The organism is Roseibium album (assembly GCF_001404515.1).
Taxonomy (GTDB): Bacteria; Pseudomonadota; Alphaproteobacteria; order Rhizobiales; family Stappiaceae; genus Roseibium; species Roseibium album.
In genome coordinates this window covers 63,220-88,397 of sequence record NZ_CXWE01000001.1, presented here as the reverse complement: position 1 = coordinate 88,397, position 25,178 = coordinate 63,220, and the positions used below count along the sequence as shown (strand labels likewise).

Annotated in this window: 23 protein-coding genes; 10 read left to right on the top strand and 13 right to left on the bottom strand. The window is 57.2% G+C overall.

The annotated features are described in order from the left end of the window. Positions 1-104: 104 nt before the first annotated feature. A complete protein-coding gene (locus tag LA5095_RS00385; RefSeq protein WP_055110998.1) occupies positions 105-1,661 on the top strand; it encodes a bifunctional aminoglycoside phosphotransferase/ATP-binding protein in 1,557 nt (518 codons plus the stop codon). Positions 1,662-1,664: 3 nt separating this feature from the next. Here LA5095_RS00385 and LA5095_RS00380 read toward each other — a convergent pair whose 3' ends face one another. The 3 genes from LA5095_RS00380 to LA5095_RS00370 form a co-directional block, all read right to left on the bottom strand. After that, positions 1,665-1,988: an AzlD family protein gene (locus LA5095_RS00380; protein WP_055110996.1), complete on the bottom strand. Its 324-nt coding sequence runs from the start codon at positions 1,986-1,988 to the stop codon at positions 1,665-1,667. Next, positions 1,981-2,628 carry an AzlC family ABC transporter permease gene (locus LA5095_RS00375; protein WP_208992506.1) on the bottom strand — a complete coding sequence of 216 codons (648 nt, stop codon included), beginning with the start codon at positions 2,626-2,628 and terminating at the stop codon, positions 1,981-1,983. Before LA5095_RS00375 ends, LA5095_RS00380 begins: the two co-directional genes overlap by 8 nt. A gap of 170 nt (positions 2,629-2,798) precedes the next feature. Then, the gene (locus LA5095_RS00370; RefSeq protein WP_029062173.1) at positions 2,799-3,626 is read right to left on the bottom strand and encodes a sulfite exporter TauE/SafE family protein; all 828 of its coding nucleotides are present in this window, start codon (positions 3,624-3,626) and stop codon (positions 2,799-2,801) included. A 180-nt stretch (positions 3,627-3,806) separates the two neighbouring features. Between LA5095_RS00370 and LA5095_RS00365 the strand changes: the two genes are divergently transcribed. Next, on the top strand, positions 3,807-4,373 hold the full coding sequence (locus LA5095_RS00365) for a DUF3291 domain-containing protein (protein ID WP_055110992.1): 567 nt from the start codon (positions 3,807-3,809) through the stop codon (positions 4,371-4,373). Here the strand turns inward: LA5095_RS00365 and LA5095_RS31765 are convergent. Next, positions 4,261-5,202, bottom strand: coding sequence for an SMP-30/gluconolactonase/LRE family protein (locus LA5095_RS31765; protein ID WP_082442700.1), 942 nt, complete (start codon positions 5,200-5,202; stop codon positions 4,261-4,263). The genes LA5095_RS00365 and LA5095_RS31765 overlap by 113 nt on opposite strands. Positions 5,203-5,276: 74 nt before the next feature. Here LA5095_RS31765 and LA5095_RS00360 point away from each other — a divergent pair, with 74 nt between their 5' ends. From LA5095_RS00360 to LA5095_RS00325, 8 genes are all read left to right on the top strand, one after another. Next, complete coding sequence (locus LA5095_RS00360; protein ID WP_158510316.1) at positions 5,277-5,909, top strand: GntR family transcriptional regulator; 633 nt, start codon at positions 5,277-5,279, stop codon at positions 5,907-5,909. 18 nt (positions 5,910-5,927) lie between these two features. Continuing rightward, positions 5,928-6,938 (top strand): ABC transporter substrate-binding protein, encoded by a 1,011-nt coding sequence (locus tag LA5095_RS00355; protein ID WP_082442699.1) that lies wholly within the window; start codon positions 5,928-5,930, stop codon positions 6,936-6,938. A 69-nt stretch (positions 6,939-7,007) separates the two neighbouring features. Beyond that, positions 7,008-8,183 (top strand): mandelate racemase/muconate lactonizing enzyme family protein, encoded by a 1,176-nt coding sequence (locus tag LA5095_RS00350; protein WP_055110986.1) that lies wholly within the window; start codon positions 7,008-7,010, stop codon positions 8,181-8,183. A 7-nt stretch (positions 8,184-8,190) separates the two neighbouring features. Next, on the top strand, positions 8,191-9,216 hold the full coding sequence (locus LA5095_RS00345) for an ABC transporter ATP-binding protein (protein ID WP_158510315.1): 1,026 nt from the start codon (positions 8,191-8,193) through the stop codon (positions 9,214-9,216). After that, a complete protein-coding gene (locus LA5095_RS00340; RefSeq protein WP_055110982.1) occupies positions 9,213-10,073 on the top strand; it encodes an ABC transporter permease in 861 nt (286 codons plus the stop codon). The genes LA5095_RS00345 and LA5095_RS00340 overlap by 4 nt, the downstream gene beginning before the upstream one ends. Next, the gene (locus tag LA5095_RS00335) at positions 10,070-10,864 is read left to right on the top strand and encodes an ABC transporter permease (protein WP_055112526.1); all 795 of its coding nucleotides are present in this window, start codon (positions 10,070-10,072) and stop codon (positions 10,862-10,864) included. The genes LA5095_RS00340 and LA5095_RS00335 overlap by 4 nt, the downstream gene beginning before the upstream one ends. A gap of 14 nt (positions 10,865-10,878) precedes the next feature. Beyond that, a complete protein-coding gene (locus LA5095_RS00330) occupies positions 10,879-11,622 on the top strand; it encodes an SDR family NAD(P)-dependent oxidoreductase (RefSeq protein ID WP_055110980.1) in 744 nt (247 codons plus the stop codon). A 14-nt stretch (positions 11,623-11,636) separates the two neighbouring features. Continuing rightward, positions 11,637-12,716 carry a hypothetical protein gene (locus LA5095_RS00325; protein WP_055404397.1) on the top strand — a complete coding sequence of 360 codons (1,080 nt, stop codon included), beginning with the start codon at positions 11,637-11,639 and terminating at the stop codon, positions 12,714-12,716. Positions 12,717-12,970: 254 nt separating this feature from the next. Here the strand turns inward: LA5095_RS00325 and LA5095_RS00320 are convergent, their stop codons facing one another. From LA5095_RS00320 to LA5095_RS00280, 9 genes are all read right to left on the bottom strand, one after another. After that, positions 12,971-14,419: a hypothetical protein gene (locus tag LA5095_RS00320; RefSeq protein WP_055110976.1), complete on the bottom strand. Its 1,449-nt coding sequence runs from the start codon at positions 14,417-14,419 to the stop codon at positions 12,971-12,973. Positions 14,420-15,030: 611 nt separating this feature from the next. Further along, positions 15,031-16,386: a M20/M25/M40 family metallo-hydrolase gene (locus tag LA5095_RS00315; protein WP_055110974.1), complete on the bottom strand. Its 1,356-nt coding sequence runs from the start codon at positions 16,384-16,386 to the stop codon at positions 15,031-15,033. Continuing rightward, entirely contained in the window at positions 16,383-18,428 is a 2,046-nt protein-coding gene (locus tag LA5095_RS00310; protein ID WP_055112524.1) for a hydantoinase/oxoprolinase family protein, read from the bottom strand. The genes LA5095_RS00315 and LA5095_RS00310 overlap by 4 nt, the downstream gene beginning before the upstream one ends. Further along, complete coding sequence (locus LA5095_RS00305) at positions 18,415-20,226, bottom strand: hydantoinase B/oxoprolinase family protein (RefSeq protein ID WP_055110972.1); 1,812 nt, start codon at positions 20,224-20,226, stop codon at positions 18,415-18,417. The genes LA5095_RS00310 and LA5095_RS00305 overlap by 14 nt, the downstream gene beginning before the upstream one ends. Continuing rightward, positions 20,219-21,241: an NADPH:quinone reductase gene (locus LA5095_RS00300; RefSeq protein WP_055110970.1), complete on the bottom strand. Its 1,023-nt coding sequence runs from the start codon at positions 21,239-21,241 to the stop codon at positions 20,219-20,221. Before LA5095_RS00300 ends, LA5095_RS00305 begins: the two co-directional genes overlap by 8 nt. Continuing rightward, positions 21,241-22,218 carry an ABC transporter ATP-binding protein gene (locus LA5095_RS00295; RefSeq protein ID WP_055112522.1) on the bottom strand — a complete coding sequence of 326 codons (978 nt, stop codon included), beginning with the start codon at positions 22,216-22,218 and terminating at the stop codon, positions 21,241-21,243. The genes LA5095_RS00300 and LA5095_RS00295 overlap by 1 nt, the downstream gene beginning before the upstream one ends. Then, entirely contained in the window at positions 22,215-23,234 is a 1,020-nt protein-coding gene (locus LA5095_RS00290) for an ABC transporter ATP-binding protein (protein ID WP_055110969.1), read from the bottom strand. The genes LA5095_RS00295 and LA5095_RS00290 overlap by 4 nt, the downstream gene beginning before the upstream one ends. A 1-nt stretch (position 23,235) precedes the next feature. Continuing rightward, complete coding sequence (locus LA5095_RS00285; RefSeq protein WP_055110967.1) at positions 23,236-24,135, bottom strand: ABC transporter permease; 900 nt, start codon at positions 24,133-24,135, stop codon at positions 23,236-23,238. Beyond that, positions 24,128-25,105 carry an ABC transporter permease gene (locus tag LA5095_RS00280; RefSeq protein WP_055110965.1) on the bottom strand — a complete coding sequence of 326 codons (978 nt, stop codon included), beginning with the start codon at positions 25,103-25,105 and terminating at the stop codon, positions 24,128-24,130. Before LA5095_RS00280 ends, LA5095_RS00285 begins: the two co-directional genes overlap by 8 nt. Positions 25,106-25,178 lie beyond the last annotated feature (73 nt).

The window sequence follows — 25,178 nt, the reverse complement described above, 5'->3', positions numbered from 1 at the left end:
AACACGCTCTTTGTGCCACATCGTCGTCGGGCGACATTGAGCAGAATCAAACCGTGAGAGTCGCACCTGGTGCAAAATCAGCGAGCCTCATCTTAGGACCGGACATGGATCAATCCCAGGACGCCGTTTTCAAGTTTATGCAAGGCCTGACATCCAACGATCCGGACAGACCGGACGTGAAGAGGATCGATACCCACGCCAACATTGTGTTTCTGGTGGGCAACCTTGCCTACAAAATCAAGCGCAACGTCAGTTTCCCGTTTCTCGACTACTCGACGCTGGCGCTGCGCGAGTGCGCCTGCAAAGCGGAAATCACCTTTAACCAGCCGAACGCCCCTCAAATCTACCTGAAAGCGCTGCCGGTCACACTTGAAGCAGATGGCAACCTGTCACTCGATGGCGCAGGAGAACCCGTCGAATGGGTCGTGGAAATGCGCCGCTTCGACACGCAGAATGAGCTGGACGTCCGGGCGGGCGCGGCGCCATTTTCCGACACGTTGTCCGACAAGCTTGCGAGCATGATGGTCGCCGCGCACGGCGAAGCGCCCACACGGAGCGGTCCCGGCTTTTATGAAGCACTGGCGTCCTATGTTGCGCAGAACGACGCGGCATTTCACGAACATCCCGAATTGTTTCCGCCTGAAAACGTACGTCATCTGACCGTTCAAGCCGGAAACGTCCTGTCGTCTCTCAAGGATCTGATCCTCAAACGGGGCGAGCAAGGCCTCATCCGGCGCTGCCATGGCGATGCGCATCTGCGGAATATCGTGCTGATCGAAGACGACCCGGTTCTGTTCGATGCGGTCGAGTTTTCCGATGAAATTGCAACCGGCGACGTGCTGTATGACCTTGCCTTTCTGTTGATGGATCTTTGGGAGCGAGGCCAGCTGCGGTCCGCCAACCGCGTCTTCAACCGCTATCTTGACCTCAGTCGGCTGGATACGCACCCTGAAGGTCTCGCGTGCCTCCCGTTCTACATGATGATGCGTGCTGCAATTCGCTCCAAGATTGCTGCAAGTGCGGCCCTTGCCCAATCAGATCCGGAGCAAAAACAGGCCCAGCAGAGCCTGGCGCGGAAATATTTCGGATTTGCCCAGGCGTTTCTGGAGCCGTCGCGACCGGAACTGGTCGCGATTGGCGGGTTGTCGGGGACCGGCAAAACCACGCTGGCCTACGAACTGGCAGCTGATATCGGCCGCGCTCCCGGTGCGCGCGTGCTGCGCACGGACGTCATGCGCAAACGCCTGCTTGATATTCCCGAAGCAGAGAAGGCACCGCCGGAGGCCTACACGCTTCAGGCTTCCAATCGCGTCTACCAAGCCATCGACGAAGCAATTCAGGCCGTTCTTGCATCCGGGCATTCGGCAATCTTCGACGCTGTGTTCGCTGCTGAAAGCGAGCGTGCCAAAATCCGGCGGATAGCAAAAAGTGTCGAGGCAGGTTTCACCGGTCTTTGGCTGACGGCTGCTGCAACGACACTCAGGCAGCGTGTGGCTGACCGCGCCCAGGATGCCTCTGATGCAACTGCGGATATTGTCGACAAACAGCTCGGATATGACCTGGGCAAGATGTCCTGGGCGCAGATTGAGGCCGGAGGCAACCGGGAAGGAACAGCGTCCCAGGCCCGGGAAATTCTTGGCCGCTCACAAAGCAGTAGCTGATTTTTACTGGAATCCACCTGCCCTGAGAGCAGCTGCCACGGCAGCGGCAGCAAACACGGCGACATATTCCTTCTTCAACCTGAGCTGAACCGCGGCTGCAACGATGATGCACAAGCCGACGACCAGCCCACCCTGCAGGATGATCGGCAGTATCGTGGAGACAATGATCGCACCAGGCAGGGCTTCCAGGCCACGTCTGATTTTCGGTGTGACCGTCACGCGTCCCATGACCCAATAACCGCCGGCCCTCAGCGCATAGGTGACAGTCGCCATACCGAGGATCGCGAATAAAACCATTGTATCTGCGGTAAAGGCACCTTCAGTCATCGAGATAGGCCCCGGCGAATGCTCCGGCAACCGCGCCGGTGAAAATGCTCCAGTAACCGCCGAAAAGGACCCAGGTCGCCCAGGCAACGCCGCCGGCGATCAGCCAGCTGACCGTCTGGCGTTTGCCTTTCCAGAGCGGCACCAGCAGGGCGGCGAAAAAAGCTGGCAGCACCAGATCGAGACCGAAGGTTTTCGGATCGGAAATGAGACTGCCGGCGAAATAGCCCGGGATCACGGACAGTGACCACACAGCCCAGACGATCAGTCCGCTGCCCAGATAAATGCCCCAGTCGCGAGTCCCTTTTTCGTATTGAGACAGCGTCAGCAGCCAGTTGAGATCCGTCAGAAAAAACAGTGCGGGATAGGTCTTGTATCCCGGCACCTGACCAAGCCAGGGACGCAAGCTGGCGCCAATCAATAGCATGCGCATGTTGATGGCGGCGGTAATCCCCACCATTGCGATCAATGTCGGCCGATCCAGGGGGTCGCTGTAGATTTCCATGGCGACGAATTGGCTCGCCCCCGCGAACACGATTGAATTCATCAGGAGCGCTTCCAGAAATGACAATCCCTTTTGCGCGGCCACGGTGCCGAACACGGCACCAAACACGATGATGCCCGGAAAGACAGGGATGCACATCAAGGCGCCCTGCACGCAGCCTCGCAGGCTGAGGGTGACATTTTTTTCAAGCATTCAAGACCAAAGACTTGGAGAACAGGCCCGTTTCAGGACGCGCCACTATCACGAGATTATAGTTTCAAGACCAATGAAATCTTTTGATCCACATATCACGGATGATTGTCGCCGGTTCAGAAGAAGACACCGTAGATCATGCGAAGTCCGGTGAATCCGAGAAACAGGGCGAAGACAAGTTTGAGTTTTGCCGGATCAATCGCATGAGCGATTTTCGCGCCAAGTGGGGCCGTCAGGGTCGATGCAGGGATGATCAGCATGAAGCCGATCAGGTTGACGTAACCAAGCGAAAGCGGTGGTCTGCCGTCAAGATCAAAGCCGAAATAGACCGACAGCAATGTCCCCGGCACAGCGATGATCAGTCCGATGGCCGCCGCGGTCCCGACCGCCTTGCGGATCGGATAGTTGAACAGCGTCAATGTCGGCACGCCGAGGGTGCCGCCACCAATTCCCATCATCACGGAAATACCGCCGATCAGGAAGCCGAGCACTTCCCTGATGGGTGAGCCGGGCAGCTTGTCAGCAAGATGCGACCCTTCCTTGCGAAGCATCATGTTCGCGGCAACGGCAAGGGCAACGACGCCGAAAACAAACGTCAAGGCGCCACCGGAAATGTTGCCGGCGAGCGTCGCGCCGGCGAGCACACCCAGAGCAATTGCCCACCACCAACGCTTGAGAAGATCCATGTCGACGCTGCCGCGTTTGTAATGCGCGCGCGCCGACGAAGCACCGGTGGCAAGGATGGTTGCCAGCGACGTACCGACAGCAACATGCATCAATACGTCAGGATCGATCTTCAGTGCGGTGAACATGTAATAGAGCACCGGCACGATGACGATCCCGCCACCGACACCCAGCAATCCCGCGATGATCCCGGCAACGACCCCCGTGGCAACAAGTGAAAGCGCCAGCAGGCTGAGGGAGAAAAGGCTGAGATCGTCCAAACTGGTATCCTTTCGGGCGGGACTTGAGTTGCCGGGCGGCAAGTCAGATTGTGGTTTTAGGACAAGTTCACTCGTTTTTTCCAGCCGGACGACGCAACAAACTGTTTCGGCCTGCCAACAAACGCTTGAATTCACCCCTTATAGCGGACAGTGTTCGGCTGGTTCTGACAGGGAGGGGACATGTCCGAACACTGGCTCGCGCTTTACACGTTCGCACAATTCCGGACACGTGCGGATGATCCGGCAAATGATGATTTCTTCAGCAATGAAGCAGCCATCTGGGCCGCAATGGAGCGTGCAGATGGTTTCATTGCCCGCGCCGGATATGAGGACGAACCGGGCACGGACCTCTGGGGCGAGCAGGTCTTTCCGAAATACTGGGAAGACAATGGCGATGGCTGGGCGCCGTCCACAATCTCCTTGTGGCAGGACCTGGAAGCCGCCCTTGCTGCCGTTTATCGGGGCCCGCATGCCCAGATCCTCAGATTGGGTCATCTCTTCGTCAAGGAAGCCGTGGACTATCCGCCTTATGTGCTCTGGTGGGTTCCACAAGACCACCGGCCAGACTGGGAAGAAGCTGTCGAGCGTCATGAATTGCTCGGTGACAATGGACCGTCGGCAACGGCCTTCACCTTCAAGAACGCCTTCGATCCCCAGGGCGATCCGCTCGTTGTCGACGCGAAACGCTCCCGCGAGATCGCCGATCACAACCGCTTGCGCGCGAACCTGCCGAAGACGGTTCAATAGGCGTTTGTTCCCCCCCCTTGTCGATAATTCGCAGGAAAACACCTGCAGACCCATCCTTGTCGCCAGCCGCGGAAACCAGCAGGTACCGGGCATCTGAGTATTGAAAGACACAGCAGCAAGTTGCGTTTTTCGCAGCCAATTCAAAGCGCTGCAAAAGCACTGCACCTGGCGACAGCACCTCGACCATGCCTCCACCCCAGTAACTGACAAGAAGATCACCGTTGGGAGTTGCAAACAGACCGTCCGGGTATCCCTCACGGTCCGATAGATCGCAAAATCGCTCTGTGAGCCCGGTTTCGAACTCATACCGCAAAATGCAGCGCCCGAAGGTATCGGAGAGATAAAGCATCCGGCCACACGGACTGAATGCCGGGCCATTGGCGACGATTACGCGATCATGGATGCAGTCCCAGGTCCCGTCACTCAGCTTGTAGAAGCCGCCTAGGGGCATTTCCTCGTTCTGATCGCTGATCGCGACGACCACCTCACCGTCCGGGCCTATCGCTCCGTCGTTGATGCAGGTGTCAGCTGACAGCGGCGGCGGGTTTCCGAACTCGGCGAGAATCGCCGTCCCGATATCGAACTGGTAGATGCCCCGCTCCGATCCAACCAGCAGCGCACTGTCGGACTGCGATTTTACAAATCGCAGATTTCCATCCGTTTCAAGGTCGAAAACTCTGCAGCTCGATTCGGACAATCCGAATGATCGCAGTGACTTTGAACAATGATCGACCCAAAACACCTGGCTTATCGCACTTTGCCAGCAAGGAGACTCCGGGAGCTCATCGACCGGTCCGGGAAGGCGTCTGAATTCGACTGTGTCTTGCATCAACGGATACTCACTTGACAATTTCCGAGCTCTTTGTATACAAAATTATAAATGTATACAATATGGAAAACGGTATGCAGTCTAATTTGAAATCGGAAGAGAGCGTGATCGACCGGCTCGTTGATATGATTTCCTGCGGTGAGCTTGGCCGCGCACAGCGCGTTCGCGAGGTTATGATCTCAGAACGCCTGGGTGTCAGTCGCATTCCACTGCGCGAAGCAATGGGACGATTGGAATCGCAAGGCGTGCTCGAGGCCCGGGAACGCGGCGGAATGAACGTCAAGGCCTTCTCCGCCAAACAGATAAACGAAATTTGCCGTGTACGTGCCGCTCTCGAACCGATCGCGATGCGGGACGCCGTCGTACATCTGTCAAGGCAAGAGCACAGGATAACGTTGAACGCGATCATCGAGGAAATGAAATGGGCGGCTGAACACGAAAGCCGGGAGGATGTCGCGAGGGCAGATATCGCCTTTCATCGATTTCTGATCGATCTTTCGGGGAACGACCTCATTCGCAAGATCTGGTCGGGGCTGGAACTGCAGCTCCGGATAATTTTCCGGCTCGAACTTTATGTCCCCACGAACCTGGATGAAGTCGTGCCGAAGCACTTGCATCTCCGGGATGTCCTGTTGAGCGGTGATCTTGAAAAACTGGACTCAACGGTCGCGGATCACGTTTGGCCGGAGTTCGGCGTAACCGAGTAATCAATCCAGGAGGAGAACATGCCAAAACTGAAATTTCCAATGATGGCTGTTTGCTTAGCCACATTTGCCATCGGCAGCACTGCATCTGCACAGGAAGTGCGTTTGCTTGCCTTTGAGGGATATGCCGACGACGCGTGGCGGGTCCCATTTGAAGAAGCCAGCGGCTGCAAGGTCGCAGTCAGTTATGTTGGTGGCGTTGACGAGATGTTCGCCAAAATGGCTGGTTCCGACGGAACAGACTTCGACCTTGTTTCGATCGATACCAGCCTTTATCCGCGTTATGCGGAGGCGGGATTGCTGCAAGCCTTCGACGATCAGAAGTTGTCCAACATCAACAATCTGCTCCCGGCATTTCAGGAAGTGGCGGCCGTGCAGGATGGCGAGAAAAGGTTGGGCATCCCCATCGCATGGGGCTCGCAGGGGTTGATATACGACGCTGACGAATTGAGCGATGCACCGACATCCTGGGGTGCCATGTGGGATCCTGAGAATGCGCAGCGCGTCATAGCGCTCGACGATTCCAACAACAACATTGTCATGGCAGCACTTTACCTGGGGTTTGATGACCCGTTCGATTTGACCGACGAACAAATGGTGCAAGTGCGCGACAAGCTCATCGACCTCAAGGGGAACCTGCTGAGCTACTACGCGGGGTTTGAAGATGGTGTTGCTGTCTGGGAAAGCGGTGCTGCAACAATGATGCTCTCCATGGGCGAGCCGCAGCTCGGCCAGTTGCGCGAGCGGGGCTACAATGCGGTCTATTCGATCCCCAAAGAAGGTGCGGTCGGCTGGCTGGACACGTGGGCCCTGTCTGCGGGTGCCGGTGATCTTGATTGCGCCCATGCCTGGGCAGACTATTCGTTGCGCCCGGAAGTGGGCGAGGTGCTTAACAGCAAATACGGCTATGGGCCGACCACCATGGAAGCCGAAGGACTGGACTATGCCGACAACCTGGTCTGGCTGAAGCCCGTGGAGGACATGGACGCCCGAGTTCGCCTCTGGAATGAAGTGAAAGCGGCAACGAAGTAGACGAAACATCGGCTCCGGGGCGTCGGACTTGACCGCGCCCCGGTAACGGTCAGTATCGAGACCCGTGAAATGCAGATAAAAAATCTCGAGATCCACGTCCTGTTGGCGGATGATTTCGACGAAACACTGACGTCCTCGGCGCAGGACAGCCTCCTTGTTGTTGTCGAAGATGAGCGCGGCAACAGGGGATATGGAGAATCGGACGTAAATCCCTGGATCGGGCGCGCCTGTATCGATGCCCCCGGCACCCATACAATGGGATTGTGCCTTCGCGATATCCTGATGTCGGAACCCGTCGAGGATATTCGCGTCTTTTGGGAACGCGCCTATGTCGCAACCGCGATGAACGGCAGGCGCGGTGCCGTCATCCATGCACTTGGTGCCGTCGAGATGGCACTCTGGGACCTGTTGGGAAAGCGCGAGAACAAGCCTGTATGGCAATTGCTCGGCCGGCAACGGCGAAGCGATCCGGTGGTGCCCTATGCCTCTCTTCAACCACATGGTGTCGGGTTTCACGATTATCGCGATGCACTGTGTCAGGCCGCGGAGCGCGCCAGAACACTCGGTTTTCGCGCGATGAAAGCTGAAATCACAATGAACGGCCCCTATGCTCACGACGGCATGAAAGAGCCATACGACAGGCACACAGAACTGATCAGCGAGGTTCGTCGCACGGTTGGCGATGACGTGACCCTGATGGTTGATGTCCAGTACATGTTCCCCGATGCCGTCAGCGCCGCTGCGGTTATGAAGGACTGGCTCGATTTCGACTTGTACTTTGTCGAGACCCCGGTCTGGTGCGATGATCTGAGTGAACACCGCAAGCTTTCCGAATTGGTGGATATCCCGATCGCCATGGGGGAGTGGTTGTCGACACGACACGAATTCGCCGACCTGATAGCTTGTGGTGGCGTGTCGATCCCGCAACCCGACATAGGTCGGGTGGGTGGATTGTCCGAGGCCTTGCTTGTCGCTGACATGGCCGCGCGACACGATCTGACCATCGTGCCGCATTGCTGGAAAACCGGTGTATCGACTGCAGCGACTGCACACTTTTCCGCGGTTACACCCCATTGCAAGTTTATCGAATTCCTGCCGCAGGAACTGTGCATCGAGAAACTGCGCAAGGAATTGACGTTGGGCGGCGTGTCCATGCAGGACGGTGTCATTGTCGGGTTGGACGACGCGCCAGGCCTCGGCGTTGATCTCAACTGGGATGCGGTGCGCGCCTACGCACAACCATGAGGACAACATGGATCTTATCCTTGATGAGCTTGGCAAATGCTACGGCAGCACCTGGGTACTGAAGCAGATAAACCTGACGATTGGCTCGGGGGCGTTCTTTTCGCTGCTCGGGGCCAGCGGTTCGGGCAAGACGACACTTCTGAAAGCAATCGCCGGCATTGAAATGCCGGATCAGGGCAGGATCGTGCACGGGGAAACCGACATCACGTCGCATCCAATGGAAAAGCGACCGTTCAACACCGTCTTTCAAGGCTATGCCTTGTTTCCGCACATGACCGTTTTCGACAATGTGGCGTTTGGACTAAGGGTCAAGGGTCAACGCGGCGGCGTATTGAAAAAATCCGTGACCGAAATGATCGACAGGGTTGGACTTTCAGACAGGATCCACGCCTTTCCGGCGCAGCTCAGTGGCGGACAGAAGCAGCGTGTGGCCATTGCCCGTGTTCTGGTCTGTGAGCCCAGGGTAATTCTGCTGGACGAGCCGCTTTCAGCGCTGGATGCCGTCTTGCGAGGCCAGATGCAGCGCTTCTTGAAGGAATTGCACAGGGACCTGGGGCTGACATTTGTTTTCGTGACCCATGACCAGGACGAGGCAATTTCTCTGTCTGATCGTATCTGCATCCTCAATCAGGGACGAATTGAGCAGGTTGATACGCCGGATGCTTTGTATCACGCACCCAGGACCACTTTCGTTGCGGAATTCATCGGACTGAACAACCTCTTTCAAATGGACGATAACGGCGACACGGAGTTTGGCAGGGCGGCAACGCCGCACAGCGGTTCCAACGTACTGACAATACGCCCCGAGTCCGTTCAGGTCGGTGAAACGCATGCCAGGCTGAAAAGCCGTGCTGTTCTCACGGATCGGCGGTTTCATGGCGACAACACCCTGTTGACATTCCGTACGGCGACTGGCCGTGAGATCCTGGTCCGGAGACCGGGACGTGGTGACACGATCGAACTTGGCGAGGAAACCATATTGGGATTTCCGGACTGTGACTGTACGGTCATTCCTGGTGCCGGTCCGAGATGACCGCGCATTGGTTTTCGGTCGCGATCTGGCGTGTTTCCATCTGGGCATTTTTGCTGATGGCAGTCCTGATCCCGATCGCCGCATTTCTGGTCTACGGTTTTTTCGGGGTCGAAGGCGGGTCCATCGTTCATGCCCTGTCCCTCGACAACTATGTCGAAGTGGCAAGTGACCCGGTCTACCGCAAGGTGTTGGGAAAAACCTTGAGGATCGCCGTCGAGGTTTCAATACTCTGCTTCGTCACCGGTTACATTGTTGCGGTGTTCATCAACCGGCAACGGCCAGCATTGAAATACACATTGATCTTTGCGGTCGCCATACCTCTGATGATGAGCTACGTGATCAAGATCTATTCAATGCGTGGCCTTTTGGGACACACAGGCTTTCTAAATCAGTTTCTGATCTGGATCGGCCTGATTGACGAGCCTCTGTCGGTCTTCCTGTTCAACTTGACCGCGGTGCGAATGACGCTCGTCTTCGCACTGGTACCGTTCAGCATTCTGACCACGTTTGTCGGACTGGAACGCATTCCAGACGCAACCATCAATGCCGCACGGGATCTCGGCGCCGGCCCGATCCGTATTTTCTGGACTATTGTTCTTCCGTTGTCCTTTCCTTCTGCAGTCGTCGGAGTGATGTTCACCTTCGTTCTCAGCGTTGGCGATTTCCTGGCCCCCGAACTGGTAGGTGGCGTGAATGGACTGACCTATGGCCGGTTGATTTTTTCCCAGTTCGGCATCGCGTTCAACTGGCCGCTTGGCGCTGCCCTGTCACTGGTTCTGATGGTTCTTTCCTTCGCGGTAATTGCCGTGGCGGGCAAGCTCAGCAATCCAAGATGGCTTCGACGGGAGGGGCCATGAAACCGGTCCGTACACTGTTGAACATCATCGCCGTCCTGACGGTGTTTCTGCTCTATGCCCCGATTTTTCTGGTCGTGCTGACGTCGTTCTTTTCCGTTCGCCGCGGAAAAATCATCTGGGAAAGCTTTTCTTTCAATTGGTACGCCAAGCTGTTTTCCAACGCCGAAATCGGAGCCGCTGTCTTGAGTTCGATCAAGGTGGGAATTGTTGCAGTCACCGCAACGCTGGTGCTGAGTTTGGCCATGTCGATCTACACAAGCCGCGCGCGGACACCACGCTGGGAAAGAACGACAATATCGGCGCTGGTGTTTCTACCCTTTCTCCTTCCACCGATCATTACCGGAATGGCTCTGCTCGTCACGATGAAGGAAGTGGGAATCGCCAGAGGGGTGAACGCCGTGATCCTGGGCCATGTCGTGTTCGTTCTGGCGATCGGATTTCGAACGCTGCAAACCCGGTTATCGATGCTGGACCCGGCATTGGTCTGGGCCGCACGCGATCTCGGCGCAGGGCCATGGCGTTGTTTTTTTCAGGTCCTGTTGCCGCAACTGGCCATGCCACTGGCAACCTCGGCGATCATGAGTCTTGCGATCTCTTTCGATGAAACAATGATCACGCTCTTTATCGTTGGAGATGGCATGACCCTGCCGATCCGGCTTTACGGCATGATGCGTTACGGGTTCACCCCGGAAATTTCTGCGCTGGTCACTCTTGTCTTGTTGGTCACCGCGATTTTGACAGGGGCACTGGCAATTCTCTATCGCGGTCGGACCGCATCGATTGCCGAGTAATCAGGAGTGAGTTTATGCAAGGCAAAGTTATTCTTGTCACCGGCGCGGCGCGAGGCATCGGCAAAGCAATCGCCCAACATCTGCTCGATCAGGGCGCCAGGGTTGCGCTTTGCGATATCGGCGATATCGAGGCGTCGAATTTGCCAGACCATTCCAGCATCCACAAATGCGATGTATCCGATGATCGCGCGTGCGCAGCGCTCGTCGACGATGTCACGGCGCGGCACGGCAGACTGGACGGGTTGGTCAACAACGCCGCTATCGGAGATATTTCGACCTGGGATCAACTGGACCTTGAACGCTACCGCCACGTCATCAACGTGAACCAGTCCGGTGCATTGCATATGTGCCGGGCAGCAACTCCGGTGTTGACGGCTTCCCATGGGGCAATCGTGAATATCGCATCGATCATGGGCATGGTCGGATCAGTCGATTCAGTGCCGTATTCCATGGCCAAGGGCGCCATTCTCAATTTGACGCGCTGCCTTGCCTGTGATCTTGCCGAACACGGGATTCGAGTTAACTCTGTCTCTCCCGGCTTCATCGATACCGACATGGCAGTCATGAACGACGGCAGTCATGAACACGACACGGAATACTTCAAGACAGTGTACCTCCGGCACAGGAAGATCCCGCTCGCAAGACCGGCTCAACCGGTAGAAGTGGCAGGTGCAGTCGCATTTCTTCTGTCAGATGCAGCAAGCTATGTGACAGGTGCCAATCTGCCCGTCGACGGCGGCGTCACGGCAACCTTTTAAGTCTGGACTGGCCGATGGACTTTGTCACCCTGTGCTCGCCCAACGCTCGTGTTTCTCTGGACCTGAGGGTGGGTCATTTGCGCGACTACTCTGTGTTTCACAACGATCGGTGGCACTCCCCTCTCCATTCGGCTGCGTGGATCGACGATGAAGACACCATGTTTCCCGACGACCTGCCGAAGGTGGAACGATACCTGTCAGGCGATTTTCTCTGCGCTCCCTTTGCTCAAAGCGATGTCGAAGTGGCGCCGTTTCACGGATGGTCCGCAAATTCGCGCTGGGACTGCGTCGATGAGACCAGTCGCTCGGAAGCACGGTTCAGACTGCGCAAAACCGTCATGGGCGCACGAGTTGAAAAACAGCTCCGCTGTGCAAATGATGCTCCATTGCTTTACCAGACCCACCGTTTCATTGGCGGCAGCGGTGCCTTGCCAGTTGCGCATCATGTCCTGACCCGCATGGAAGCCGGCGGGCGCATTTCTCATTCACCAAAATGCCTTGCAACAACACCGGACTCGGCAACGGAACCTGGCCTCAATCATCTGATATGTCCCGCAACTTCCGTCGACCCGACCGCGTTTCCCTCGAGAAGCGGAACGACGGATCTGACCAGATTTCCGATTGCCGATGTTCATGAGGATTTTGTGGTGCTGATCGATGCGCCGGATACAAGACTTGGATGGACCGCTGTACTCCGCGACGCCGAGGATGACATCGTGTTTGTTCTCAAGGATCCCAAGGTCCTCCCGGTGACGATGCACTGGTATTCGAACGGTGGATTGACCACGCCACCCTGGAATGGTCGCCATCGTAATGTACTTGGGATTGAAGATGGATGCAGTGGTTTGCATTGCGGCCACCGAGCAAGCCTTGCGCCGTCGAAACTCACCAAAATGGGCGTGCCTACGGCCTTGGCATTGGACCCGGCCGGATCAGTGGCGATCCGTCATGTGATCGGCGCGGTTCAGCGTCCGGTCGGGTGGGATCGCGTTGCTCATATTGAGCTCAATGGTGACGTTCTTCGCCTCGAAGGATCGTCTGGAGAGTCTCTCGGGATTCGCTTTGACGGAAGTTTCTTTGAAGGCCCGGAGTGAAGGCAGGCTCGTTGCCAGAACCAGCTATCTGGAAAAGAACGTACGGTTCTCATCGTGGTCTTGCTGGAAGCCGGCTCGCTTGCGAGCCACCAGGTCTCCAAAACACCCATGCCGGCATGAACCTTCTTCCGCAGATCGAGTTTGCCTCGGAAATACTCGTCGTCGGGCAAAATTCGCCGGGAAATGTTGTTGAGCGTGAAAACGAACGAGATGCATACCGGGTCAGGTCCGGAAGTGCGGGAAAGACCGCACCTTCAAAAGAATGACCAGATGCCGTCATCCGGCCTGGAGACTTTCTTCACCGCTGCGTGCCCCCCCGCCTTCAGCCAGTGATCACCCAGATCGACGAGCAGACGATCCGCCTTGCTCATGGCCGCTTGCAGCTTCGCAAGCTCTTGCGACACGCCGGGTTTGCCCAGTTCTTCGACCATTTTCCGGGCGTCCTGTTCGGTGATCGGAATGCCCGCCTGCGCAAAGGAAGTGGTCAGCGATTTCACGATCTCCTGCGCATTTCTTGCGGTTCCGGTTATGGCGACGAGCGGCAGAGTCGTTGCGAGCACCTTCGCGAGAACGGTTACGGAGGTGGAGATGGAAACATCTCCCGCTGCACCCAGACCGCCCATCATCTTTCCCATAAATCCGGCGACATGTTGAGCCGTGAAGCCGTCGGGTATCGATGACAGCGCGGAGGAGAACGCCGAACCGAGGCCGCGCGACAGGTGAGACCAGAAATTTGGACAATTGTTTTTCAAGAACCTGAAGCCCCGGACAATGTCCGGCAGCATAGCTGCAACACCCTTCACTTCCCTTTCTCTCGTTTTGTAGAATACGAGGCCCTTCGTGAAGATAACGGTTGCTGTCACAGCCAGGCCTGCCGTGCCGATGATCGTCGTGCCGAAACCCATGACAAATGCCGCCATGGCATTGCTGGCCGGTTTCACTGCACGGGTCTGAACATTGATCTCTTTGAAAAGACCCGTCGATTCCAGATTTACGATGAAATCCAGCCCGCGGCTGGCATAAAGCGTGTTGCCGCGGATCCAGAAAACCTTGCCTGTGTCGCCGCCGGACTGGCCTACAATGACCTGCTTGAGTTTGAGATCGACCGTGCCCTTCGGCACCAGGTAGCTGCTGCCGATGAGACCGGTCGTGGATCCCCGGACATCGTCGAGCCAAGAGAGATTCCCGTGCGCGACCTTGAGCGCTTCAGCTCCCTTGGCAACAACGAGATGCCCCTCCTTGTCGCGGTAGGGTTTCTTGCTGGGCACCACAACTCCCGGTGAGCCCCCGATGCCTCCCGTGGTCCGGGGACTGCCTTTCAGTTTCGCGTCAGGACCGCCCACCTCGGCTTTTTCCTTGGCGTCCTTCATCTTTTTCGGCGTGTTGGGAACGTATTGCTGGGGGTCATGGCGCGGATCGGTCCAGCGCCAGGCAGCCGCTGCTGCCGAATTGTTCAACCCGCGCTCCGTACGCCCGCCGGGATCTACGCGTGCGTCAGGCCGACTGAACCCCAGCGCGACGGCCTGAAAGTCGGCGATCATCCCCTGGGTCAGGGGCCCCGCGATTCCGTCGACAGCGAGGGGAGTACCAGCACGAGGCATCAATTCATTGATCCGCAATTGAACGGCCATGACATCGGCTTTGTCGTTCTTGCCGCCAAGGCCCACTGATTTTTGAATGTTCAAAGTGAATGTAATGATCACCGGCGCACACCTTCTCGATGAATTGTCTGAAAAATCTGCAATACTTCGCGAATGGCAATTTCGGATTGGGTCATTTGCATGTTTACTCAATGTAAAGTGATATCGACAAAGTATAAATTTGCGCAATCATGTAATTATTCGAATTTCGATTTAATACAAACCAAAACACAAGAATTGCGAACGAACAAGCTATGGAAAAGCATATGTGTTTTACATATAAGATAGCGACATCGTGTTTTCGGTAGCCTGAATTGGGCACTCGATCGAGTTGCGAACTTGCCGGTTGGCATCGAACCTCGGCATTCGCTCACTGACAAGGCCGCAACCAGCGGCAACATCGAGACAATTTTGTCTGGCATGTGAAGCTTGGCGCTTTGCCCCGGGCGTTGCCGAGACGCTCGGACTGGCTGGCATCTTTCCGAGCCCGATCGCTCAGCAGAGTTTTCAGCCGGGCATAAACCCGTTTGTATGGAAGCGCAGACAGCAGCTTGTCACCTGCTCCGAAGACACAAGCCACGTCTGGGAGACAAACCCTGGAATGAAACAAGGTTCTCCAGCCCGAGACGAGGTTGCGGACGCGTTGGGGCGGCACTCCGGATCGCCATCGGGGCCTATCTGTTCAGCCGGCCCAATTCTACCAAAACGGCTGCACCGGTTTTGATACCATCGATAAATCGCTCGACTTCCAGGTTTTCATTAGGTGCATGATTGGCTTCATCAGCATTGGCATACGGAATGACAAACGCCGGTTTGTCCAGGATTTTGGTGAACACATAATCTGGCAACGAGCCACCCACAGTCGGATATACGAGAGGCTCGACACCGCGGGCAGATTTGACGGCCTCGATCAGGGGCACGGCGAAACGGCTGGTCAGCGGGGTCTTTGACGGCAACATTCCATTGTGCCGAACAACCTCGACCTCTGGCGCAAAACGCGCCACATGAGCCTCGACCCGCTCGAACACATAGTCAGGTGTAAGTGGTTCAACCAGACGAATGTCGCACTTGGCGATAGCCTCGTTCGGCAGAACCGTCTTGCTGCCCGGCCCGCCGTAACCGCCATGAAGCCCGTTGATGGTCAATGTCGGGTGGAACATCAGTCTGTCCCAGTATGGCCGCTCCTTGGGTCCGTCAAGCTCGGTCAGCTCAAGATCCGCTTTCACCGCTGCTTCATCGTCGGGAAGTCTGGAAATGACTTCCCGTTCCACGTTGCTCGCCGGAATGACCGGTTCCGTAATGCCCTCAACGGTGATGTATCCATCCGGATCCTTCATGGTTGCGAGCAGATGTACGAGCGTCCAGATAGGATTGGGAACGACACCGCCGAAATTCCCGGAATGAACATCTCTCGAAGCCCCTTTGGCCAAAAGGTCGAATGAAGCCACACCGCGGACGCCAAAGGTAATCACTGGCTGTCCGCTTTCGTGGAGCGGACCGTCCGAGGTAACGACAAGATCCGCTTGCAGCCGTTCAGCGTTTTGACGCACGAATTCGGCGATCTGCGGTGAACCAATTTCCTCTTCGCCTTCCAACAGGAAGATGACATTGCAGGGCAAACTGCCATTTACCTTGAGGTGCGTTTCGATTGCGAGCAATTGAGCGAAGTGCTGCCCCTTGTTGTCACCGATCCCGCGCGCCCAGATTCGACCATCTCGCAGGGTGGGTTCAAAGGGAGGACTTATCCAGGCATCAAGCGGATCGGGAGGTTGAACGTCGTAGTGACCATAAAGCAGAACGGTCGGTTTGGACGGGTCGACAGTGAGATGCCCCAAGACGAATGGATGACCAGGCGTTTCGACGAGACCGGCATCAAACCCCAATCCGTCGAGGTGACTGACAAGCATCTCGGCGACTTTGCGAATGCCGATATCATGCGCCGAGATGGACGGATGACGCACGTAGTCCATGACACGAGCAACAAATTCGTCCGCGTTCGCATCGATATGGGCGAAAAGACTGTCGGTCATCCGGCTTCCCTTTTCAGAACGAGTGCTCCCGAACCATGAACACGGGCGATCCACCCCGGTGGGATGATGCAGGTCGTATCCAATTGAATGAGAATGGCAGGTCCGGAAATTCCGTTCCTGGCACCCAGGGATGCCCGGTCGTAGATCGGTGTTTCCTGCTTTCCTCCGGGCCAATGGACTATCTGGGACTGGAGGGGGTCGGGTCGTGCTGACGGATCAAGAACAAGTACCTTGATCGGTTCGGTTGCACCGACGGCTTCGACCCGGATTGTCACCAGTTCGATTTGTGCATCGAGCACGAAACCATAAAGCGACTTGTGCGCACTGCGGAAATTGTCTTCCGTCTCTTGCGCCGTTTGTCCCCACTCGACGGCGATCTCACCGCCTTGTCCATGGAAACGCAAAAGCGCGAGGGCCTTGAGCTCTCGTTGAGAGGCGGGAACCCCTTCCGCATCCAGCCAGTCTTCTGCCTTTTTTCTGAGACCGTTCACGATGGCTTCGCCTGCATCCTGATCGACGGCACCGGCTGTCGGCAGAGCGCGGGTAAACTCGGCTTTCATATCCGCCGCCAGCAAACCGGCAGCGCAAAGCAGACCGGGCGCTGGAGGAACCAGAACTTGCGATATCCCCAACAACTCCGCCAGTGCACAACCATGAAGCGGTCCGGCACCACCGAAGGGTACCAGGGTAAAATCGCGCGGATCGTGACCGCGTTCGACTGATATGGTTCGAACAGCCCCGATCATGTTGTTGTTCATGATGGCGAGGATACCTTGTGCAGCGTCCTCATCGGATAGGCCCAGCGGTTTGGCGACATTGTCGCTGACAACCCGTTTCGCCGCGTCGACATCGAGAGACATGGAACCGCCCAACAAGGCGTGAGGCAGGTTGCCGAGTGTTACATGAGCATCCGTTACGGTCGCTTCCCCGCCGCCATGACCATAGGCAGCAGGACCCGGACGCGCGCCGGCGGAATGAGGCCCGACCGCGAGCGTGTCATTGTTGACCGCAGCGATAGAACCGCCCCCGGCACCGATCGTCACCATGTCGACCATCGGAAGTGAAAGCGGCCATGCCCCCACCTTGCCTTGCTGGGTCAGAGCGATGCTGCCATTTCGAATGAGACAGATGTCGGCAGATGTCCCACCGATGTCGACCGTTATGATATCGCGGATGCCACAGGCGGCAGCCGCATTCACCGCACCGACAACACCCGCAGCGGGCCCCGACAGGGCAGTCAACGCCGGCGCGACACGGATCGCTTCCGTCCCCGCAACACCGCCGTTTGACTGCATCAGCAACAACGGCGATGCCGCCTGCGCTTCATCAAGGCGTTCCTGCAAACGAGAAATGTAGTTGGAGACACCAGGCATGACATTCGCGTTCAAGACCGTCGCCAGTGATCTCTCGAACTCACGAACGACAGGTAGAACATCCGTCGAACAGGTGATTGCAAGGTCCGGCAACGCCTCACGCAGGATTTCGACCACGCGGATTTCATGCGCGGGGTTTGCATAGGCATGCAGGAGGCAAACCGCGACCGATTCAACATTCTGGTCCTTGAGCGTCTCCGCAACCTGCCGGACGCTGGTTTCATCCAGTGTCTCAAGAACCCTTCCGCCTGTACCGATACGTTCCACGACTTCGTGAATTCTGTCGGCAGGAACAGGACGCGCCGGCTTGACCCATGTGAAGAGATTGGCGTGACGCGGAATATCCTGGCGCCCGATTTCGAGCACATGCCGAAACCCCCGCGTTGTAACCAATGCGGTGCGGGCACCCTTGTCTTCCAGGATCATGTTGGTGGCAACTGTCGTGCCGTGAAGAACCCGCGACAGATCTTTCGCCGCAATGCCTGCGTCTGCCATAACGGCCTCGACACCGGTCATGAAGGCTTGGGAAGGATCGGACGGTATCGAAGGGGTCTTGGCTCGCCACATGGCGCCGGAGTTACGGTCCAGCAGCGAGATATCCGTGAAGGTACCACCGATATCGACTGCAACGGCGTAAGAGGAACCCGGACTGGTATCAGACGAAGGCATCGACATACTCCTGACGGTGAAAGCGGAGAGTTTTCGGACGGTTGCTGCGCATCGACAGGGTCGCATCATGGTTGAGCCTGCCATCCTCAATCACCACGCCGTACTCGCTCATGGCGGTTTCCGCCTCGACGAACCCACCCAGGACATCGCTCAAAACCTTCTCAGGCGGGCGATCGTAGGGATGTCCGTGCCCACCTCCCCCGCCGGTCTCAATTCGCAATATGTCACCCTTTTTCAGCATGTTACGGTCGGACAGCGGATCGAGGCGGACTTCCGCGTCGGTGCCGGGATTGACGATTGCAACACCGTGACGGCCCGATTTTCCGCCATGGATTCCCCAGGGCGGGTTCTTGACGCTGTCGATGCGGATTGCGACCATTGTTTCTTCGGCAAGGATTTCGTACTCGCGAACGATTCCACACCCGCCGCGATACCGGCCAGGACCGCCTGAATCGGTTGCAATTCCATATGCTCTCATGGTGACGGGATAGCCGGCTTCAAGAAATTCAACCGGATAGTTTTCCTGAGCGACGAAATAGACCGCATCGATTCCGTCAGCCGTAGAACGCGCGCCATAACCGACGCCAATTCCGTCTGCCAGCAAATAGGGTTTGAGCCGGCCGTCGTCAGTCCGATATGTGCCTCGCATGATGTTGACGACATAAGCGGAGTTCGCCGCTGGCGCCTCACCTCCCCCTGCGTTGAGAAGTCCGCACATTGCCGAGATCATGCGCATTGCGGTCAGCCCGCGCAATCCAAGCGGCGCCGGATATTCCGGCTGCAGGAAACTGCCCTTTCGAAAGAGAACTTCATCCAGAGCATTTGGACCTCCGGCATTGCACACCTGGCTCGGATCTCCTCCCAGGTAAAACAATCCGAGCGCCATCCCCGGAACGCCTTCATTCATAAGGTAGTTGATCGGCCCGGGCGCCTGGTCATCGCTGTCGCGAGCATCGAAGGAATAGACGTCTTCACCGTCAGCGCCCTTGGTGCGGGTGAGCGAAAACCGCATATGAAACGGACCGTTTCCGTGTCCGTCAGTATCGATTGCATCGGTAAAACTGTGTGTTCCGTAGTCAAAGGTTTCAGCCAGTTTGCTGCGCACCAGCTTCCGCGTGCGCTGCAAAAGCTGCGCAAGAGCATCTGCCATAACCGCAGGTCCGAACCGGTCCAGGATTTCCCCGACCCTGCGCACGCCCAGCTCGACGGATGCCATCAGGGCACGCATGTCGCCGATGCTCTGATCCGGATACCTGGAATTGCGATGAAAGATGTCGAGTGCGGCCTGATTGACCCTCCCGGCGTCGATCATCTTGGTAACCGGGATCATGATGCCTTCCTGGAAGATATCTGTCGCATCCGGGCTGATGGAGCCAGGACGCAGTCCGCCGATATCTGCGAAGTGAGCCCAGCTCATGACGAAGGCGCAGACCTGACCGTTGCGAAAAACAGGCGCAAGCAGAACCTGATCATTGGAATGGGATATGGCGCCGTAGGAGCCATAACAATCATTGTACCAGTAGACATCGCCCTCCTGCATCGTTTCCATCGGAAACTTCTCGAGCACAGGCCGGGTCATGTCACCAAAGATCGGAACCATCGACCCCACGGCCATCGTGCCGTTTCCGTCAAAAAGCGCCGTGTAAAAATCCTTCTTCTCGCGGATAAAGGCAGAAATGGCCGTGCGCTCTATCAGCGCCTCCATCTCGGATTGAGCCGCAGCGATCGCGCCGCGAATGATCTCGAGTGAGACAGGATCGCAGAGCGGCTGTTCGATCAGGCGCGATTGTTTATTCATGGTCAACTCCGTTCAGAGCGGGAAGTGTGAGCACGGTTTGCCCCAGCGCACCGGCCTCCACGCGAGCGTGTGCGGCGGCAATTTCGGATAGTGGATAGGTTGCGCCGATCCGTGGGCGCAGTGTTGCGGACCAGATCATCTCGTTGATCCCGGTTTCCGCTTCGGTTCGCTGATCAGCCGTCAGCCGAAACCCCTGAATGAAACGGATCTGCGCACCAAGATCGGCGAGCGCGTAATAAGGCAGGACGGGTGCCGGATTTGAACTGCAGGAAAAACTGGCAATCGTTCCGTGCGGTGCAAGACAGGCAATGTCGGTCTCAAGATTGGCGGCGAGATCGACTTCCACAATACGGTCGATGCCCCTGCCCTGTGTCAAACGGGCGATTTCTGCTGCAATGTCCTGTCGGTGGCGATTGAATATCGTGACATCACCGAGCGATGCAACCGCTTCCGCCCCTGCCGCCGTGCCCACAGTACACAAGACCCGCGCCCCGTGGGCCAGCCCGATCTGCACGCAGATCTGACCTACCGCTCCTGAGCCGCCCTGGATCAGGAGCGTCTTGCCCTCGACACTGCCATCACCCAATATCGCGAGCCAGGCTGTCAGCGCGGGAACGCCTAGGCAGGCACCTTCCCGGAAATCCAGCGCGTCCGGAAGATTGACGGCCTGGTCGGAAGGAAGGCTGATGAATTCGGCTGCTGTTCCAAAGGCCCGTCCGGCTTCGCCATACCCGCCTTGTGCATTCCACATCCAGACCCGCTCTCCGATCCTGTCGCTGGAGACGCCCTCTCCGACCGACCGGATGATGCCCGCCCCGTCGCAATGCGGGATGATCAGCGGGTGCGCCATCCTGGCACCGTTCCAGCCTGCTCTGCGCTTGACGTCTGCGGGGTTGATACCGGATGTCATCACCTGAACCAGGACTTCGCCGTCACCGGGCTCAGCGCTCGTCCGGTCAGCAATTTGAAGCACTTCGGCGGCTGGACCGGTTCGGGTGTAAACAGCAGCCAGCATCAGACACTCGCAAAATGACAGGCAACCAGCCGGGTACCGATCCGGCGTGGCTGGGGGACTTCATCGGCGCACCGCAATTGCGCCCTGGGGCAGCGATCACGAAAGACGCAGCCGGAGGGTGGATTGCGGGGGTCGGGTGCGCCCCCGCCGATTGGCAGCGGATCGTGGCTCTGGTCGACATGCGGTGTCGGTACAGCAGCGACCAGTGCCTGCGAATAGGGATGCAAGGGGTCATGGACGATGTCCTCGGTCGGACCGTCTTCCATGATCTTGCCCAGATACATCACGATCGTGCGTTCACACACGTAGCGCACCAGAGCCAGATCATGACTGATATAGATGGCCGTCAGTCCCAGGCGATCACGCACATCCCGAAAAACGTTCAGAACGCCGGCCCGCACCGAGACGTCCAGCATTGAAACCGGTTCGTCGGCCACCACGAAATCCGGTTCCAGTATGAGAGCCCGCGCCATGACGACCCGCTGAAGCTGTCCACCGGAAAGCTGGTGCGGATATCGCTCGAGAAACTGTTCCGGGTCGCCGAGCCCGACCAGGTCAAGTGCGTCGATGATCCGCTGATGCCAGGTGCTGCGCGAAATTTTTGCATTCGCAAGAGGTTCTTCCAAGGTCTTGCGAATGGAATAGCGCGGGTTGACCGCGTCGAACGGGTTTTGAAAAATCATCTGAGACCGGCTTCTGAATCGTTGCAGATCCGAGCCTTTGAGATCCCCGATCTCGTCTCCTTCAAACCGGGCTGATCCACCGGTAATTTCTTCAAGCCGGACGAGGATGCGGCCCATTGACGTCTTGCCGCAGCCGGACTCGCCTAATAGTCCGACACTTTCTCCCTTGCGAAGCGAGAAGCTGACGCCATCAACCGCCTTGACGGTTGTCGAGAGGCCCATCATCGCAGAAACGGCATTCCCTATTTTGTAGTGCAGCTTTGTATCTTTCAGCTCGATAATGGGGTCACTCATGCTGCTGTTCCCCACGTCCCTGGCTGCTTGGCTTCTTCACGCAAAGCCGCAGCTTCGACAGCACGATGACAGGCAACGAAGTGGCCGGGAGCATCTTCCGTCAACATCGGTTCCTCGACACGGCACTGATCGGTGGCAAAGGGACATCGTGCTGCGAAACGGCATCCAGGCGGCGGATTCGCAAGATCCGGCGGACTGCCCGCGATCGGTGTAAGGATCCCGGTTCCTGCCGAATGGAGATCGGGAAACGCGTTTTTCAACCCCATTGTATAGGGATGCAGCGGTTCGTTCAGGAGGGTTGCGGTGTCGCAATCCTCGACCACTTTTCCCGCATACATCACAACTGTGCGGTCGCAGATATATGCCACGACGGAAATGTCATGCGTCACCATGATGACGGACAGGCCCAGTTCGCGTTGCAGGCTGCGCAACTGGTCCAGAATCTGTCGTTGGATGATGACGTCCAGCGCCGTCACCGGTTCGTCGGCAACCACCAGCTTCGGCTCTAGTGCCAATGCCAGCGCAATGGCGGCGCGCTGACGCATACCGCCTGAAAACTGATGCGGAAAATCGCGCAATCGTCCAGGATCGATACCAACCATTTCAAAGAGTTCCACTGCACGTTTTCTCGCAGCGGATTTGCTCAAGCCGCCCCGGTCCCGCAGCACCTCGACGATCTGGTATTCGACGCGATAGACCGGGTCGAGTGAATTCATTGCCGATTGCGGGATGAATGCAATGTCGCGCCAGCGCAGAGAATTCATGTCCTTCTCGGACAGCGATACGATGTCCTGACCGGCAAACTGCATCTGGCCGGCCTTGATCCGGGCATTGTCCGCGATGACACGGGTGAGCGCCCGGGCCATCGTGGTTTTGCCGCAGCCCGATTCACCGACAAGTCCCACGATAGAGCCTTGCGGCACGTCAAATCGGGCATTGCTGACGGCGACAATGTCGAGTGCGCCGACCTTGTAGGCGATGCTAACATCTTTGACCGAGAGCAGCGGTGCGTCCATCTTAGCGCCCCAACTTCGGGAAGAGCAGGTTTTCATACCCACGCGAAATGAAAAAGCCGGCACTCACCACCAGGATGATGGCAAGGCCGGGCGGGATGAACCAGTAATAGGCCTGACGGGCGAGTGCCTGACTGGCAAACGCATCCTGCAGCATGAACCCCCAGCTGATGGCGTCCGGATCGCCGAACCCCAGAAAGCTGATGGACGCTTCGGTCAGGATTGCCCAGCCGATCGCTATGGAACCGTAGAGGAACGACAACGGCAGAATGTTCGGAGTGATATGACGCAAGATGATCTTGAGATCGGAAGATCCCACGACGCGCGCCGCCTCCACATATCCGCGCGAGCGGAGCGACAGGACCTGAGACCGGATGACCCTGCCCGTGTCGCGCCAGAGAACAAGGCCCATTGCGATCACCGTGTTCCAGATCGAGGGTTCTGAAAATGCAGAGATGACGATAACGAAAGGAAGAAAGGGGATCCCGAAGGCCACGTCCGCCAGTCGCATCAGGACCGCGTCCACCCATCCGCCGAAATATCCGGCCAGCAGACCAACGATTGATCCGATGAAGGCGACCATGAAAGCGGCTGTGAACCCGACCAGCAATGCGGAGCGCGCGCCCCAGACAATCTGGGAGAAGATATCCCGCCCAAGCGAGGTCGTTCCCAGAAGATGTCCTTTCGCACCCGGAGGAAGATCGGAGGCGAGATCGTAGTCGGCCGTATAAAGAATTTCCGAGGGGTCGTAGGGCGCAATGTAGGGTGCACAGATCGCCGTGACGATAAAGACTGCATAAATCACGAGGCCCGCCAGGGCGAACGGGTCGCCCACGGGCAGGCGTATCGCTGCAAAGATACGGGCAACGCCGCTTTCGTGCGTGTCTGCAACCGTCTCAGGCATGGGAGATCCTTGGATCGAGGAATGTGTAGAGCAGATCCGCAATCAGGTTCATCGCGATGACAACAATTGCAATCATCAGGAAAGCCCCTTGTGCCAGCGGATAATCGGACGCCAGAACGGCGGCGACCAGCTCTCGGCCCAGGCCTGGCCAGGAGAACACGCTCTCCACGACCACATTGCCCTGCAGCTGATATCCCACCGCAATGGCAAAGGAGGTGACAACAGGCAGCAGCGCGTTGCGTGCACCGTGACGAACGACGACCGCATAGGACGAAAGGCCCTTGACCTTCGCCATGGTGACGAAATCTTCCTTCATGACGTCCAACATGTTGGAGCGCATCAAAAGCAATGGCAGGCCTTGCGAATAGATCGCCAGCGTCAACATGGGCAGCGCCAGGTGGGAAAGGAAATCAGCAGATGTATAAAGCGCCCAAAGGCTGCTGTATTCCGTGCCGGCCGAGCGCGTTCCACCCGCTGGAAACCAACCCAGAGAGAAGGAAAAGATCGCCAGAAGAACCATTCCGAGCCAGAATTCCGGCATTGCCCGGGTCGCCAGCACGACAGGCAACGCGGCAACTTCAACACGTGAACCACGCCGCCATGCGAGCCAGGCGCCTGCCAGAATGCCGAACACATAGGCGACAATCAGCGAAGAAAACGTCAGGATCAGCGTGTTTGGCAGCAACAGCCAAATTCGCTCGGCAACAGGTGCGCGGTAGCGGAAGGAATATCCAAGCTCGCCCTTCAGAAGATTGACGAGATAGGTGAAATACTGTTGCCAGAGCGGTTTATCCAGACCGAACTGACGGATGAGCGCTTCTTGCTGTTCTTCTGTAAATGTCGGATCGATGTAGGCTGCCAGCGGACTGCCGGGCATGAGCCGGAACATCAGGAAAAGAATGGTCACCACAGCCCAGAGGACCAGCGCCAGTTGCAGCGTTCTGATGAGCAGAGGCTTGAGTGAATTCATCGCATGTCCCGAGCGGTCGCTGACGCGTGCAGCAACAACAAAAACCGAAGTTTCCTGGATTGGAAACGCGCGA

Excerpts from the sequence above, each read along its gene's own strand:
- LA5095_RS00310 (WP_055112524.1), bottom strand. The coding sequence starts at position 18,428 with ATGCCTTCGTCTGATACCAGTCCGGGTTCCTCTTACGCCGTTGCAGTC.
- LA5095_RS00300 (WP_055110970.1), bottom strand. The coding sequence starts at position 21,241 with ATGCTGGCTGCTGTTTACACCCGAACCGGTCCAGCCGCCGAAGTGCTT.
- LA5095_RS00285 (WP_055110967.1), bottom strand. The coding sequence starts at position 24,135 with ATGCCTGAGACGGTTGCAGACACGCACGAAAGCGGCGTTGCCCGTATC.
- LA5095_RS00355 (WP_082442699.1), top strand. The coding sequence starts at position 5,928 with ATGCCAAAACTGAAATTTCCAATGATGGCTGTTTGCTTAGCCACATTT.
- LA5095_RS00360 (WP_158510316.1), top strand. The coding sequence starts at position 5,277 with ATGCAGTCTAATTTGAAATCGGAAGAGAGCGTGATCGACCGGCTCGTT.
- LA5095_RS00380 (WP_055110996.1), bottom strand. The coding sequence starts at position 1,988 with ATGACTGAAGGTGCCTTTACCGCAGATACAATGGTTTTATTCGCGATC.
- LA5095_RS31765 (WP_082442700.1), bottom strand. The coding sequence starts at position 5,202 with ATGCAAGACACAGTCGAATTCAGACGCCTTCCCGGACCGGTCGATGAG.
- LA5095_RS00340 (WP_055110982.1), top strand. The coding sequence starts at position 9,213 with ATGACCGCGCATTGGTTTTCGGTCGCGATCTGGCGTGTTTCCATCTGG.
- LA5095_RS00330 (WP_055110980.1), top strand. The coding sequence starts at position 10,879 with ATGCAAGGCAAAGTTATTCTTGTCACCGGCGCGGCGCGAGGCATCGGC.
- LA5095_RS00350 (WP_055110986.1), top strand. The coding sequence starts at position 7,008 with ATGCAGATAAAAAATCTCGAGATCCACGTCCTGTTGGCGGATGATTTC.
- LA5095_RS00375 (WP_208992506.1), bottom strand. The coding sequence starts at position 2,628 with ATGTGCATCCCTGTCTTTCCGGGCATCATCGTGTTTGGTGCCGTGTTC.
- LA5095_RS00290 (WP_055110969.1), bottom strand. The coding sequence starts at position 23,234 with ATGGACGCACCGCTGCTCTCGGTCAAAGATGTTAGCATCGCCTACAAG.
- LA5095_RS00305 (WP_055110972.1), bottom strand. The coding sequence starts at position 20,226 with ATGAATAAACAATCGCGCCTGATCGAACAGCCGCTCTGCGATCCTGTC.
- LA5095_RS00365 (WP_055110992.1), top strand. The coding sequence starts at position 3,807 with ATGTCCGAACACTGGCTCGCGCTTTACACGTTCGCACAATTCCGGACA.
- LA5095_RS00315 (WP_055110974.1), bottom strand. The coding sequence starts at position 16,386 with ATGACCGACAGTCTTTTCGCCCATATCGATGCGAACGCGGACGAATTT.
- LA5095_RS00295 (WP_055112522.1), bottom strand. The coding sequence starts at position 22,218 with ATGAGTGACCCCATTATCGAGCTGAAAGATACAAAGCTGCACTACAAA.
- LA5095_RS00280 (WP_055110965.1), bottom strand. The coding sequence starts at position 25,105 with ATGAATTCACTCAAGCCTCTGCTCATCAGAACGCTGCAACTGGCGCTG.
- LA5095_RS00385 (WP_055110998.1), top strand. The coding sequence starts at position 105 with ATGGATCAATCCCAGGACGCCGTTTTCAAGTTTATGCAAGGCCTGACA.
- LA5095_RS00335 (WP_055112526.1), top strand. The coding sequence starts at position 10,070 with ATGAAACCGGTCCGTACACTGTTGAACATCATCGCCGTCCTGACGGTG.
- LA5095_RS00345 (WP_158510315.1), top strand. The coding sequence starts at position 8,191 with ATGGATCTTATCCTTGATGAGCTTGGCAAATGCTACGGCAGCACCTGG.
- LA5095_RS00325 (WP_055404397.1), top strand. The coding sequence starts at position 11,637 with ATGGACTTTGTCACCCTGTGCTCGCCCAACGCTCGTGTTTCTCTGGAC.